Source organism: Sphingomonas chungangi (assembly GCF_013778325.1).
In the GTDB taxonomy this organism is placed as follows: Bacteria; Pseudomonadota; Alphaproteobacteria; order Sphingomonadales; family Sphingomonadaceae; genus Solisphingomonas; species Solisphingomonas chungangi.
Genome location: NZ_JACEIB010000025.1, coordinates 72,616 through 85,380 on the forward strand (window position 1 = coordinate 72,616; position 12,765 = coordinate 85,380).

At 67.6% G+C, this 12,765-nt stretch carries 14 protein-coding genes; 6 read left to right on the forward strand and 8 right to left on the reverse strand.

Features of this window, described 5'->3' with window-relative positions; genetic code table 11:
- Nucleotides 1-146: 146 nt before the first annotated feature.
- The 3 genes from mmsB to HZF05_RS14645 all read right to left on the reverse strand — a co-directional run bounded on the left by mmsB (nt 147) and on the right by HZF05_RS14645 (nt 3,426).
- Nucleotides 147-1,025 carry a 3-hydroxyisobutyrate dehydrogenase gene (mmsB, locus tag HZF05_RS14635; protein ID WP_160365504.1) on the reverse strand — a complete coding sequence of 293 codons (879 nt, stop codon included), beginning with the start codon at nt 1,023-1,025 and terminating at the stop codon, nt 147-149.
- Nucleotides 1,026-1,049: 24 nt separating this feature from the next.
- Nucleotides 1,050-1,826, reverse strand: a complete 777-nt coding sequence (locus HZF05_RS14640; protein ID WP_160365320.1) for an enoyl-CoA hydratase-related protein — start codon at nt 1,824-1,826, stop codon at nt 1,050-1,052.
- A 103-nt stretch (nt 1,827-1,929) separates the two neighbouring features.
- Entirely contained in the window at nt 1,930-3,426 is a 1,497-nt protein-coding gene (locus HZF05_RS14645; protein ID WP_160365321.1) for a CoA-acylating methylmalonate-semialdehyde dehydrogenase, read from the reverse strand.
- Nucleotides 3,427-3,549: 123 nt separating this feature from the next.
- Here HZF05_RS14645 and HZF05_RS14650 point away from each other — a divergent pair, with 123 nt between their 5' ends.
- Nucleotides 3,550-4,431, forward strand: a complete 882-nt coding sequence (locus HZF05_RS14650) for a LysR family transcriptional regulator (RefSeq protein WP_160365322.1) — start codon at nt 3,550-3,552, stop codon at nt 4,429-4,431.
- 134 nt (nt 4,432-4,565) lie between these two features.
- Here HZF05_RS14650 and cobT read toward each other — a convergent pair whose 3' ends face one another.
- From cobT to HZF05_RS14665, 3 genes are read right to left on the reverse strand one after another with little or no spacing between them, the layout of a single operon-like run.
- Nucleotides 4,566-6,401, reverse strand: coding sequence for a cobaltochelatase subunit CobT (gene cobT / locus HZF05_RS14655; protein WP_160365323.1), 1,836 nt, complete (start codon nt 6,399-6,401; stop codon nt 4,566-4,568).
- Entirely contained in the window at nt 6,401-7,405 is a 1,005-nt protein-coding gene (gene cobS / locus HZF05_RS14660; RefSeq protein WP_160365324.1) for a cobaltochelatase subunit CobS, read from the reverse strand. The genes cobT and cobS overlap by 1 nt, the downstream gene beginning before the upstream one ends.
- 18 nt (nt 7,406-7,423) lie before the next feature.
- A complete protein-coding gene (locus tag HZF05_RS14665) occupies nt 7,424-8,038 on the reverse strand; it encodes a J domain-containing protein (protein ID WP_425505626.1) in 615 nt (204 codons plus the stop codon).
- A 38-nt stretch (nt 8,039-8,076) separates the two neighbouring features.
- Between HZF05_RS14665 and HZF05_RS14670 the strand changes: the two genes are divergently transcribed.
- From HZF05_RS14670 to nusB, 5 genes are read left to right on the forward strand one after another with little or no spacing between them, the layout of a single operon-like run.
- Nucleotides 8,077-8,364: a BolA family protein gene (locus HZF05_RS14670; RefSeq protein ID WP_160365506.1), complete on the forward strand. Its 288-nt coding sequence runs from the start codon at nt 8,077-8,079 to the stop codon at nt 8,362-8,364.
- 4 nt (nt 8,365-8,368) lie between these two features.
- A complete protein-coding gene (locus tag HZF05_RS14675; protein WP_160365325.1) occupies nt 8,369-9,067 on the forward strand; it encodes a glutathione S-transferase in 699 nt (232 codons plus the stop codon).
- A gap of 42 nt (nt 9,068-9,109) precedes the next feature.
- Entirely contained in the window at nt 9,110-9,778 is a 669-nt protein-coding gene (gene hisG, locus HZF05_RS14680; protein ID WP_026094594.1) for an ATP phosphoribosyltransferase, read from the forward strand.
- Nucleotides 9,768-11,060, forward strand: coding sequence for a histidinol dehydrogenase (gene hisD, locus HZF05_RS14685; protein WP_160365326.1), 1,293 nt, complete (start codon nt 9,768-9,770; stop codon nt 11,058-11,060). The genes hisG and hisD overlap by 11 nt, the downstream gene beginning before the upstream one ends.
- A complete protein-coding gene (gene nusB, locus HZF05_RS14690; protein ID WP_160365327.1) occupies nt 11,057-11,515 on the forward strand; it encodes a transcription antitermination factor NusB in 459 nt (152 codons plus the stop codon). The genes hisD and nusB overlap by 4 nt, the downstream gene beginning before the upstream one ends.
- A 7-nt stretch (nt 11,516-11,522) precedes the next feature.
- Here nusB and HZF05_RS14695 read toward each other — a convergent pair whose 3' ends face one another.
- Together HZF05_RS14695 and HZF05_RS14700 are read right to left on the reverse strand one after the other, a co-directional pair.
- On the reverse strand, nt 11,523-11,915 hold the full coding sequence (locus HZF05_RS14695; RefSeq protein WP_160365328.1) for an NTF2 fold immunity protein: 393 nt from the start codon (nt 11,913-11,915) through the stop codon (nt 11,523-11,525).
- Nucleotides 11,916-11,956: 41 nt separating this feature from the next.
- On the reverse strand, nt 11,957-12,562 hold the full coding sequence (locus HZF05_RS14700; protein WP_160365507.1) for a TIGR02466 family protein: 606 nt from the start codon (nt 12,560-12,562) through the stop codon (nt 11,957-11,959).
- Nucleotides 12,563-12,765 lie beyond the last annotated feature (203 nt).

A 12,765-nucleotide genomic window follows, 5' to 3' on the forward strand; every position in this document is an offset into this window, starting at 1 on the left:
CGGACTGCCTCTCACGCAACGCGCAGCGACGCCACCCCTCCGGACCGCCCGCCCATGACGCGCGAAACGATCCTAGGTGTTATAGTAGCGCAACTCACTTGGGCGGGCAAGGCGGCGGATAACGACCGCCGCCCGCGCCCTCCGGATCAGCTCAGTAGCTTGATGATCGAGGAGAAGTCCCGCCCGCCCTCGCCCTTGTTGGCGAGCAGCTGGTAGAGCGCCTCGGCCGCCTGCCCCATCGGCACGCTGGCGTTGACCGAAGCCGCCGCCTCGCAGGCGAGCTTCAGGTCCTTGAGCATCAGCGCGACCGCGAAACCGCCCTGATAGTCGTTGTCGGCGGGCGTCTGCGGGCCGACGTCGGGCAGCGGGCAATAGCTCGTCATCGACCAGCTCTGGCCCGACGACACGCTGGAGATGTCGTAGAAGGTCTGCGGATCGAGCCCCAGCTTCTGCGCCATGGCGAAGGCCTCGCAGGTGGCGATCATCGTCGCGCCGAGCAGCATGTTGTTGCAGATCTTGGCGCCCTGCCCATTGCCCGCGCCGCCGGCATGGATCACCGCCTTGCCCATCGCCGACAGGATCGGCTGCGCCTTGGCGAATGCCTCCTCCGTGCCGCCGACCATGAAGGTCAGCGTGCCGCCATTGGCCGCCGCGATGCCGCCGGAAACCGGCGCATCGACCATCGCAAAGCCCTTGGCGACCGCCGCATCGATCACCCGACGCGCGGTGGCGACGTCGATCGTCGAGCAATCGAGGAACAGCGCGCCGGGCTTGGCCGCGCCGAACACCTCGGTGGTATAGACCGCCTCGACATGCTTGCCGGCGGGCAGCATCGTCACCACCGCGTCGGCACCGGCGACCGCGTCGGCAGCCCCCGTGCTGCGCGTCGCGCCCGCCGCCTCGGCCTTGGCCAGCGCCTCTTCCGAGAGATCGAAGGCGCGTACCGCATAGCCGTTCTTCACCAGGTTGGCGGCCATGCCGCCACCCATGTTGCCGAGGCCGATGAACGCAATGGTGGTCATGATGATCTCCTCAGAGGCGGCCGGCGCTTACCGGCCCTTCCAGACGCCGGGGCGCTTCTCGACGAAGGCGGCCATGCCTTCAATCTTGTCCTCGGTGGCGGTCAGGATCTGGAACAGGCGACGTTCGGTCAGGATCGCCTGCGAAAGGTTGGCCTCGTAGGCGAGGTTAACCATCTCCTTGTTCACCATCGCGGCCATCGGCGGCATCGACGCGATCAGCGCGGCGCTCTTCAACGCCTCCTCGATCAGATCGGCGGCGGGAACGACGCGGGCGACGAGGCTCGCGCGCTCGGCCTCCGCCGCATCCATCATCCGGCCGGTGAGGCACATCTCCATCGCCTTGGCCTTGCCGACCGCGCGGGTGAGCCGCTGCGATCCACCCATGCCCGGTGCCACGCCCAGCTTGATCTCGGGCTGGCCGAACTTCGCGGTGTCGGCGGCGAGGATGAAGTCCGCCATCATCGCCAGCTCGCAGCCGCCGCCCAGCGCGAAGCCCGCGACCGCCGCGATCCACGGCTTGCGGGTGGCGACCACCTTGGATTGCCAGCCGGAGAAGAAATCCTCGAGGAAGAAGTCGGCGGCCGGCTTGTCGGCCATCTGCTTGATGTCGGCGCCCGCCGCGAACGCCTTCTCGCTGCCGGTCAGCACCGCGCAGCGCTGCGACGGATCGGCGTCATAGGCCGCGAAGGCATCCGCGAGATCGGCCAGCACCTGCGTGTTCAGCGCGTTCAACGCCTGAGGGCGGTTGAGCGTGATCAGGGTGACGGCGTCGCGCGTCTCGACCAGGATCGTTTCGTAGGACATCGTGCTTCGGCTCCCGTTTCAGGTGGCTGGCGGTCCCGGGTCTCCCTGCGCGACCCCGCCAGCCAAGGCAACAGCCGCCCGCGCGAAGGCGGGCGACCCGTCGTCAACCCATCGTCGGGATGACGAAGGCGCTGTCGCCGGTGCCGCCGCCATCGGGCCAGCGCTGGGTGATGGTCTTCACCTTGGTCCAGAACTTGACGCCTTCCATGCCGTGCTGGTTGGTGTCGCCGAACGCCGAGCGCTTCCAGCCGCCGAACGTGTGGTAGGCGACCGGCACGGGGATCGGCACGTTGATGCCGACCATGCCGACATTGACGCGCGCCGCGAATTCGCGCGCGGCATGACCATTGCGCGTGAAGATCGCGACGCCGTTCCCGTACTGGTGCTTGCTCGGCAGCGCGACGGCCTCCTCGAAATTCTCGGCGCGGACGATCTGCAGCACCGGCCCAAAAATCTCCTCTTTGTAGGCGGACATCTCGGTGGTCACGTGATCGAACAGGGTCGGGCCGACGAAGAAGCCTTCTTCATGCCCCTGCAGTGTGAAGCCGCGGCCGTCGACGACGAGCTCGGCGCCTTCGTCCACGCCGGTCTGGATCCAGTTCTCGATCTTCTGCTTGTGGGCGGCAGTGACGACCGGGCCGTAATGCGCCTCCGCATCGGTCGAGATGCCGACGCGCAGCGCGTCGATCGCCGGAATCAGCTTCTCGCGGAGTGCAACGGCGGTCTTCTCGCCGACCGGCACGACCACCGGCAGCGCCATGCAGCGCTCCCCCGCCGAGCCGAAGGCCGCGCCGGAGAGGTCGTTCACCACCTGGTCGAGATCGGCGTCGGGCATGACGATGCCGTGATTCTTGGCGCCGCCCATCGCCTGCACGCGCTTGCCCGCCGCGACGCCGCGCTGATAGACGTAGTGCGCGATGTCCGACGAGCCGACGAAGCTCACGCCCGCGATATCGGGATGATCGAGGATCGCGTCGACCATCTCCTTGTCGCCCTGCACCACCTGCAGGATGCCTTCGGGAAGCCCGGCCTCGAGGAACAGCTCGGCGAGGCGAACCGGCACCGACGGATCGCGCTCGGACGGCTTCATGATGAAGGCGTTGCCGGTGGCGATCGCGACACCGGACATCCACAGCGGGATCATCGCCGGGAAGTTGAACGGGGTGATGCCCGCGCCGATGCCGATCGGCTGGCGCATCGAATAGACGTCGATGCCGGGGCCGGCGCCCTGGGTATATTCGCCCTTGAGCACATGCGGGATACCGCAGCAGAATTCGATCACCTCGAGGCCGCGCTGGATGTCGCCCTTGGCGTCGGCGATCACCTTGCCATGCTCGGACGAGAGCATATGGGCGAGCTCGTCCATATGCTTTTCGACGAGCGCCTTGAAATTGAACATCACGCGGGCGCGGCGCTGCGGGTTGGTCGCGGCCCAGGCGGGCTGCGCCTTCTTCGCCGCCTCGACGGCGCGATCGAGCAAAGCCGCATCGCCGAGCGTCACGCGGGCCTGCACGCCGCCATTGTTGGGATCGAACACGTCACTGTGACGGGCGGACGCGCCATCGAAAGCGAAGGCGAGCTTGTGCGAAATCTCACGCATGAATGCGGCTCCTGCGGTTTGCGGCCGTGACGGGGACTCGGTCGCGCGGCTTGTAGGAGGTCGCGAATTTGCATGCAATGAGGCGGCCGTGCATTTAGCATCTGCAAAATTGCAGGGGACGGCATGTTCGACTGGGATGATCTGCGCGTCTTTCTTGCGGTGGCGCGCACCCGCCGGATCGCTGCGGCGGCACGCATCGTCGGCATGGACGCGACGACGATCGGGCGGCGGCTGGGCCGTCTGGGCCGCGCGCTGGAGGCCGAATTGTTCGAAGCCTCGGGCAGCGGCGAGCGCAGCCTGACCGAGCGCGGCCAGGCGCTGTTTCGCCATGCCGAGGTGGTGGAAAGCGCCACGCTCGCCGCGATGGAGGAGGTCACCGGCGAATCGCGCAGCCTGTCGGGGCAGGTCCGCCTGTCGGTAGCGGAGGGATTCGGCACCTGGATCCTCGCGCCCGGCCTCGCCGACTTCCACGCGCGCCATCCCGGCATCCGTCTCGACCTCATCACCGCGTCCGGTTTCCTCAACCCGTCCAAGCGCGAAGCGGACATGGCCGTGATGCTCACCCGGCCCCAGCGCGGGCGGCTGGCCGCGCGACGGCTCGGCGACTACCGCCTGCACCTCTATGCGGCCCGGGGCTATCTGGAGAAAATGGGCGTGCCCTCCCACCGGGAAATGCTGCGCGAGCATGCATTGATCGGCTACGTCCCCGAATTCATCTTCTCGCCCGAACTCGATTATCTGGGCGAGGTGGAACCCGGTCTGGAGGCCCATCTGCGAAGCACCAGCATCAACATCCAGCACCGCATGATCGCCGAGAGCGCAGGCATCGGCGTGCTGCCGGACTTCATCGCGACGAGCGACTCCCGGCTGGCGCCGGTGCTCGGCGAAGAGATCGAGATCGTGCGCAGCCTGTGGCTGGTCACCCACCACGACCTGCGCCATCTCGCGCGGATCGGCGCCGTATCGCGCTGGCTGCAGGAGCGTTTCGCGACGATCGCCCGTTAGCCGTCCGTTCGTGCGAGGTTCAGCTTCGCGCTGCTACCAGCGTTGTCATACCCCTGTTGCGTATCGGGGAATCCTCGCGTGGCGTATCGAGGAACGGGGCCGGGATCCTTGGGGATCTCCGGCCCCGATCCGTTTCAGGCGGCTTCGTCGAACAGGTCGGCCAGCTGTCCCACCATCGTGCCGCCGAGCTGCTCCGCGTCCATGATCGTCACCGCGCGCTGATAATAGCGGGTCACGTCGTGGCCGATGCCGATCGCCACCAGCTGCACCGGCGAGCGCGTCTCGATCCAGTGGATCACCTGGCGCAGATGCTTTTCCAGATAGGAACCGCTGTTCACCGACAGCGTCGAATCATCCACCGGCGCGCCGTCCGAGATCACCATCAGGATGCGCCGCTCCTCGGATCGCGCAATCAGGCGGCCGTGCGCCCAGAGCAGCGCCTCGCCGTCGATATTCTCCTTGAGCAACCCCTCGCGCATCATCAGCCCGAGGTTGCGGCGCGCTCGCCGCCACGGATCGTCCGCCTGTTTGTAGACGATATGCCTGAGATCGTTGAGCCGGCCCGGCATCGGCGGGCGCCCGGCCTGCAGCCACGCCTCGCGGCTCTGTCCGCCCTTCCACGCGCGCGTGGTGAAGCCGAGGATCTCGGTCTTGACCCCGCAGCGCTCGAGCGTGCGCGCCATGATGTCGGCGCTGATCGCCGCGATCGAGATCGGCCGCCCGCGCATCGATCCCGAATTGTCGATCAGCAAAGTGACGACCGTGTCGCGAAACTCGATGTCGCGCTCGATCTTGTAGGAGAGCGACAGCGTCGGGTTGACGATCACCCGGGCGAGCCGCGCGGCGTCCAGCATCCCCTCGTCCTGATCGAACTCCCACGAGCGCGATTGCTGGGCCATCAGCCGCCGCTGCAGCCGGTTGGCGAGCTTGGTCACCGCGCCCTGTAGGTGGGTGAGCTGCTGGTCGAGATAGGCGCGAAGCCGCGTCAGCTCCTCCTCGTCGCAAAGGTCGGCGGCATCAACCACCTCGTCGAATTTCGTGGTGTAGGCCTGATAGTCGAACTGCGGCGAGAGATCGGAAAAGGGGCGATTGGGCCGCGCGGGCGCCGCGCCCTCCTCGGCATCGTCGCCGAGGCCGCCATCCTCTTCCGCCATCGAATCGCGCTCGGCCTCGCCCTCGTCCTGCTCGTCGGATTCGCCCTCGTCCGCCTCGGCGCGGACCTCCATGCGATCCTGCGCGCCGGCTCCATCGCCATCGCGCTCGTCGTCGGTCTCGCCCTCGTTCTGGTCCTCGCCCTCGTCTTCCTCGTCACCCTCCTCGGGCTCGTATTCGGGGGGCATGTCGGCGGACATCAGCTGCAGATCCTGCAGCATCCTGGTGGCGAGCTGGGCGAAGGCCTTCTGGTCGTCGAGCGCGAGGTTGAGCCCGTCGAGATCGGCGCCGGCCTTCTCCTCGATCCAGTCGCGGACCATCTCCAACCCGGCCTTGGCGCGATCCGGCACCGGCTGCCCGGTCAGCCGCTCGCGCACCATCAGGCCGATGGCGGTGGAGAGCGGCACCTCCTCGCGGCTGCGCGCGCGCGCGATCGGATCGGCACGCATCCTGGCTTCCAGCGCGGTGGCGAGGTTGGCGGTGATACCCTCCATGCCCTTCGATCCCAGTGCCTCGACCCGCGCCTGCTCGACCGCATCGAACACCGCGCGCGCCACCGGCTCGGAGGGCGCATTGCGATTGTGAAGCGCGGCGTCGTGCAGCCGGAGCCGCAGCGCGAAGGCATCGGCCGCACCCCGCGCCTCGGCCACTTGATCGGCCGGCAAGGTGCGGCCCGGCATCGGCACCTTGACCGTCTTGCCCGACTGGATCGCCGCATCGGCCGAATAGCCGAGCTCCACCTCCGGCTCATGCGCGATCGCGCGCGTGGCGCCGGCCAGCGCGAGGCGGAAGGCTTCGAGGGGATTCTGCTCGGCCATCAGCCTTTACGGACGACGCTCTCAGGCAGATCCTTGCCGAAGACGCGCTGGTAATATTCGGCCACCAGCGAACGCTCCGCCTCGTCGCACTTGTTGAGGAAGCTCATCCGGAAGGCCGTGCCGACATCGCCGAAGATCAACGCGTTCTGCGCCCAGCTGATCACCGTGCGCGGGCTCATCACCGTCGAGATGTCGCCGGCCATGAAGCCCTGCCGGGTGAGGTCCGCGACCTTCACCATGCGGTCGACCGTCTCCTTGCCGCCGGCCTTGTCATATTCGCCCGACTTGGCGAGTACGATCTTCGCCTCGGTCGCGGCGGGCAGGTAGTTCAGCGTCACCACGATGTTCCAGCGGTCCATCTGGCCCTGGTTGATCTGCTGGGTGCCGTGATAGAGGCCGGTCGTGTCGCCGAGGCCCACCGTGTTGGCGGTGGCGAACAGGCGGAACCACGGATTGGCGCGGATCACCCGGTTCTGGTCGAGCAGGGTGAGCTTGCCCTCCGCTTCCAGCACCCGCTGGATCACGAACATCACGTCCGGCCGGCCGGCATCGTACTCGTCGAACACCAAAGCGGTCGGCGTCTGCAGCGCCCAGGGCAGCAGGCCCTCGCGGAATTCCGTCACCTGCTGGCCGTCGCGCAGCACGATCGCGTCGCGGCCGATCAGGTCGATGCGGCTGACATGCGCGTCGAGGTTGATGCGGATGCACGGCCAGTTGAGCCGCGCCGCGACCTGCTCGATATGGCTCGACTTGCCGGTGCCGTGATAGCCCTGCACCATCACGCGGCGGTTGTGCGCGAAGCCGGCGAGGATCGCCGTCGTCGTCTCCGGATCGAAGACATAGGCCGGATCGAGATCGGGCACGCGCTCGTCGGCTTCGGAGAAGGCGGGCACCTCCATATCGATGTCGAGCCCGAAGACGTCGCGGGCCTTCACCACCTTGTCGGGCGCGGAGAGCAACGTGTCGTTGCGCGCGTCGGGCTGGACGTTGGGGATGTCGGTCATGCGTCTCTCTCTTGGGACTCAGGCGAAGGCGGGGGCGGACTTGAGTTGCGTATAAGCGGCAATCACGTCCTGCAAAGCCTTCTCGTGCGAACGATCGCCGCCATTCCTGTCGGGGTGGTACTTTCTGACAAGCTCGGCATAGCGTGCCCTCAACGCGCGACGGTCGGCATCGACGCCGAGGCCCAGTACCTTGAGCGAGGCGCGATCCTCGCGGCCCAGCGGCCGGCCGTCCGCGCGCGCGGCCTGTTCGGCGCGGGCCTCCTCCATGCGCCTGCGGAAGCGCGCGCCGATCGCATCCAGCGGATCGCCGAAGTCGGCCCATTTGGGCGGGCGATCGGCACCGACATGGCTGAACGCGCGTGTCTCGCGTTCCCAGCCGGCGTAGGGGCGCTGCGCCTCGGCGATCTCGTCGGGGTGCATGCCCTGGAAGAAGTTATAGCCGGTGTTGAACTCTCGGACATGATCGAGGCAGAGCCAGCGCCACGCCGGCGGCTCGTCCGATCGACGTCCGCGCGTCAGCGGCGCGCGGAACTCGCCCGGCTGGTCGCAGCCGGGATGCTCGCACATGCGTCCCGTCTCGACGCGGCCGTGGAAGCGCGGCCCCGCTTTTCTCGCCTCACCGTCCGCCAAGATACTCCCCGTGGATGCGCAAAGCCCCCTATATAGGTGCGATGACAAGCACCACCACCGGCCCGGTCGCCGCCGAAATCACGCGACGCCTCGAAACCGCCTTGGCTCCGACACGCCTCGTCGTAACCGACGACAGCGAGAAGCATCGTGGGCACGCGGGCCACGATGCGCGAGGGGAGAGCCATTTCACGGTGGACGTCACGACGCATGCGTTCGACGGACTGAACCGGGTGGCGCGCCAGCGGTTGGTGAACCAGGCGCTCGCCGAATTGCTGGACGAGCGCGTCCACGCGCTGGCGATCAAGGCCAAGGCACCCGACGAGGAGTGACATCATGCCCTACGAGCTCTGGTATTGGCCCGGCACGCCGGGGCGCGGCGAGTTCGTGCGGCTGAGCCTCGAAGCGGGCGGCATCGACTATATCGATCAGTCCTTCGAGCAGCCCGATGCGCTCATGACCGACATCAAGACGCGCGTGCCCGAGCCGTTCGCGCCGCCCTATCTGGTGGCGGACGATCTGGTCATCGCGCAGGTGGCGAACATCCTGCTCTATCTCGGTGATGAACATGGTCTCGCACCGAAGGACAAGGCCGGCCGCTATTTCGCGCATCAGGTGGAGCTCACCATCACCGACATGACGGCGGAGGCGCACGACACGCACCACCCCGTCGAGCTGATGTCCTATTACGAGGACCAGAAGCCCGAGGCGAAGCGCCGCGCCGCCGACTTCCGCGACAATCGCATCTCCAAGTTCATGGGCTGGTTCGAGCGCGCGCTGGAACGATCCTCCGGCGACTGGATGACGGGCGGCAAATGGTGCTACGCCGACCTCTCGCTGTTTCAGCTAGTTGACGGCATACGCTACGCTTTTCCTAAGCGGATGAAGGCGCTGGAGGGCGACTGGCCGAAGCTGATCGCGCTCTATGATCGCGTCGCCAAGCTGCCCGAGTTGCAGGACTATCTCGGCTCTGACCGGCGCCAACCCTATGGCGACGGCATCTTCCGCCACTATCCCGAGCTGGACGCTGCCTGATTCCTTGCCGGAATCGGCCCGCGCCGCTATTCCGCCCGCGCCATGGCCGATCCCGTCATCCTTGCCGTGCCCAAGGGGCGCATCCTCGAAGAGGTGCAGCCGCTCTTGGAGCGCGCCGGCATCCGTCCGGAGGCCGCCTTCTTCGACGAGGGATCGCGCGCCCTCCAGTTCAAGACCGATCGCCCCGATATCGAGCTGATCCGGGTGCGCGCCTTCGACGTCGCGACCTTCGTGGCGCATGGCGCGGCGCAGCTCGGCATCGTCGGATCGGACGTGCTGATGGAGTTCGATTATTCGGAGCTCTACGCGCCGGTCGATCTCGGCATCGGCCATTGCCGGATTTCGGTTGCGGAGCCCAAGGACATGGCGGCGGGCGACGATCCGCGCGAGTGGAGCCACGTCCGCGTCGCGACCAAATATCCGCATATCACCGCCCGCCATTTCGAGGCGCGCGGCGTGCAGGCCGAGTGCGTGAAGCTCAACGGCGCGATGGAGATCGCCCCGGTTCTGGGACTGGCCGGCCGGATCGTCGATCTCGTCTCCTCGGGCAAGACGCTCAAGGAGAATGGCCTGGTCGAGGTCGAGGTGATCGCGCAGGTCTCCGCCCGCCTGATCGTCAACCGCGCCGCCTTCAAGACGCGGGCGGATACGCTGGGGCCGCTGGTGGCCGCGTTCCGCGCGGCGGCGGAGGAATTGCGCGATGCCGCTTAGGCTGGACGCCGCCGACGCCGGTTTCGAAGCCGATTTCGCCGCGCTAGTCGATGCGCGGCGCGAGGCGGACGAGGATGTCTCCACCGTAGTGCGCGAGATCCTCGCCGATGTCCGCAAGCGCGGCGATGCGGCGGTGGCCGAGCGCACCGCCAAGTTCGACGGCCACGATCTCGAGAAGACCGGCTGGCAGATCGATCGCGCCGCCCGCAAGGCCGCGCTCGACGGCCTCGACAGCAAGCTCCGTGACGCGATCGAACTCGCCGCAGACCGCATCCGCACCTATCACGCCGCGCAGAAGCCCGAGGATCGCGACCACACAGACGCCGCCGGCGTCCGCCTCGGCGCGCGCTGGAGCGCGGTGGATTCCGCCGGCCTCTACGTGCCGGGCGGCCGCGCGGCCTATCCCTCCTCGGTGCTGATGAACGCGCTGCCCGCCAAGGTGGCCGGGGTCGATCGGCTCGCCATGGTGGTGCCCACGCCGAAGGGCGAGACCAACCCGCTCGTCCTCGCCGCCGCCGAGATCGCGGGCGTGGACGAAGTGTGGCGCATCGGCGGCGCGCAGGCCGTCGCTGCGCTCGCCTACGGCACCGAGCGCATCGCGGGCGTCGACGTGATCGTCGGCCCCGGCAACGCCTGGGTGGCGGAGGCCAAGCGGCAACTCTACGGCCGCGTCGGCATCGACATGGTCGCCGGCCCGAGCGAGATCGTCGTGGTCGCGGACGGCGACAACGATCCCGAATGGATCGCCGCCGATCTGCTCAGCCAGGCCGAGCACGATCCCACCAGCCAGTCGATCCTGTTCACCGACGACGCAGCCTTCGCCGACCGGGTGGCAGACGCGGTGAAGCGCCAGCTCGGCACGCTGGCGACATCGGCCGTCGCGACGCAGAGCTGGCAGGACAATGGCGCGATCGTGCTGGTGCGCGACCTCGCCGCCGCCATCCCGCTCTGCGACCGCCTCGCCCCCGAGCATCTGGAGCTGGCCGTCGCCGATCCCGAAGCTCTGTTCGCCAGGGTGCGCCACGCCGGATCGGTGTTCCTCGGCCGCCACACGCCCGAAGCCGTCGGCGACTATGTCGGCGGCCCCAACCACGTCCTCCCCACCGGCCGCCGCGCACGCTTCGCCTCCGGCCTGTCGGTGCTGGACTTCATGAAGCGCACCAGCTTCCTCGCCTGCGACGCGGCCTCGATCCGCGCGATCGGCCCCGCCGCCGTCGCGCTGGCCGAGGCCGAGGGCCTGCCCGCCCACGGCCGCTCGGTGGCATTGAGACTAGGATCATGACCCAGAACAACCCGAAACGCTCCAAAGCGCGCTCGACCGCGCGCCTCGCCGCCGTGCAGGCGCTCTACCAGCAGGAGATGGAGGGCACGCCGCTGCCGCTGCTGCTCACCGAGTTCCACAACCACCGGCTCGGCGCGACGATCGACGACGTGCAATATGCCGAGGCCGAGGCGAGCTTCTTCGACGATATCGTCAAGGGCGTCGACGCGCGCCGCGAGGAGCTGGACGGGCTGATCGCCGAGCGCCTCTCGTCCGGCTGGACGATGGACCGGCTCGACAAGCCGATGCGCCAGATCCTGCGCTGCGGCGCCTACGAGCTGGTCGCCCGGCCCGACGTGCCGGTGGCGACCGCCATCTCCGAATATGTCGACGTGGCGGACGCCTTCTACGACAAGCGCGAGAAGGGGTTCGTCAACGGCCTGCTGGATGCGGTGGCGAAGGCGGTGCGGGGGTAAGGCGGCGTCACTTATAGTGGATGATGCTCAAAACTGTCCCGTTGCGCTGACAGATCATTATCTGAGCCGTTCCTCCGAATGACCCGGCAGGCAATGCTCCGCTTACGGTCCACACTCCGCCGCCAAGTGATGCCCGTAAAGGCATTTCGCGGCGGATAGTCGCCTCGCCGTAGATTGGCACAAGATACGCCAACGCCACGGCTACGGCGGTTTTCTCGCTATTCACGACGCCGCTCTTCGGTTGGATGCGATCCACGGAAACGGCGCAACGGGAGTCATCAGCATGGGCCACGCCCGAGGCACACAGCGAGCCAACAATCATGGTCGATCGCAAAATGTGCATATCGTTTTCCTGCTCACGGACTTGCAGGATGCGCGTGCCAATCCGCGTGATCAACATGTTGTTGGCGTGCCACCTCCCTTTCAGGGAGGGGAACAAGCTCACCGATAATTGAAGCTGATGCTGATCCGCTCGGCCTTGGCGCGGCCGGCGGGGACTTCGTGGCGGAGCCAACTTTCCCACAGGAAGATCGTGCCCGGCTTCGGCTCGGCATAGACGAAGCTCCGCGCATCCTCCGGCGCATCGGCGCGGCGGAGCGGGGCGGCCATCATCAGCCCCAGCCGCGGATCCTCCAGCTTGAGCGCCCCCGAACCCTCCGGCACGCGGACGTAGATCGTGCCCGAGACGATGCTGTGCGGGTGGATATGGCCGCTGTGGTGGCCGCCCGTCCCCTTCATCACGTTGACCCACAGGCTGTCGAGCTTCGGCTTGCGCCCGCCGAGATCGAGGAAGGCCTCGTCGCAGAAGCGGCGGACGTGCCTGTCCAGCACGCGGCGCAGATCGTCGAACACCGGGTTGCGGATCGGCAGATCGTTGAGCGAGGCGTAGCTGGTATAGCCCGGATAGGCATGATCCCGGCACCAGGCACGCCCGGCCTTGTCCTCCCGCGCGAGATCGAGCGCGGCGGCGGCCAGCTCGTCGAGCAGGGCCTCGTCGGCGAGATCGCCTTCGTAGAAGCGGGTGGCGAAGAGGGTGCGGGTCGGCATGGTGGTGGGGGAAGCATAGCGGCGGGGCGGGTGCAAGGAAGATGGCCTTTCAACAGGGCCGTTCAAATAGAACCGTTCGTGCTGAGGAGTCGCTGAGCCCGTCGAAGCGGCGTCTCGAAGCACCAGCCCTTCGAGACGGGCCTTCGCTCCGCTCAGTCCCTCCTCAGGGCGAACGGAGTGGATATGGTCTGGCCACGATTGAG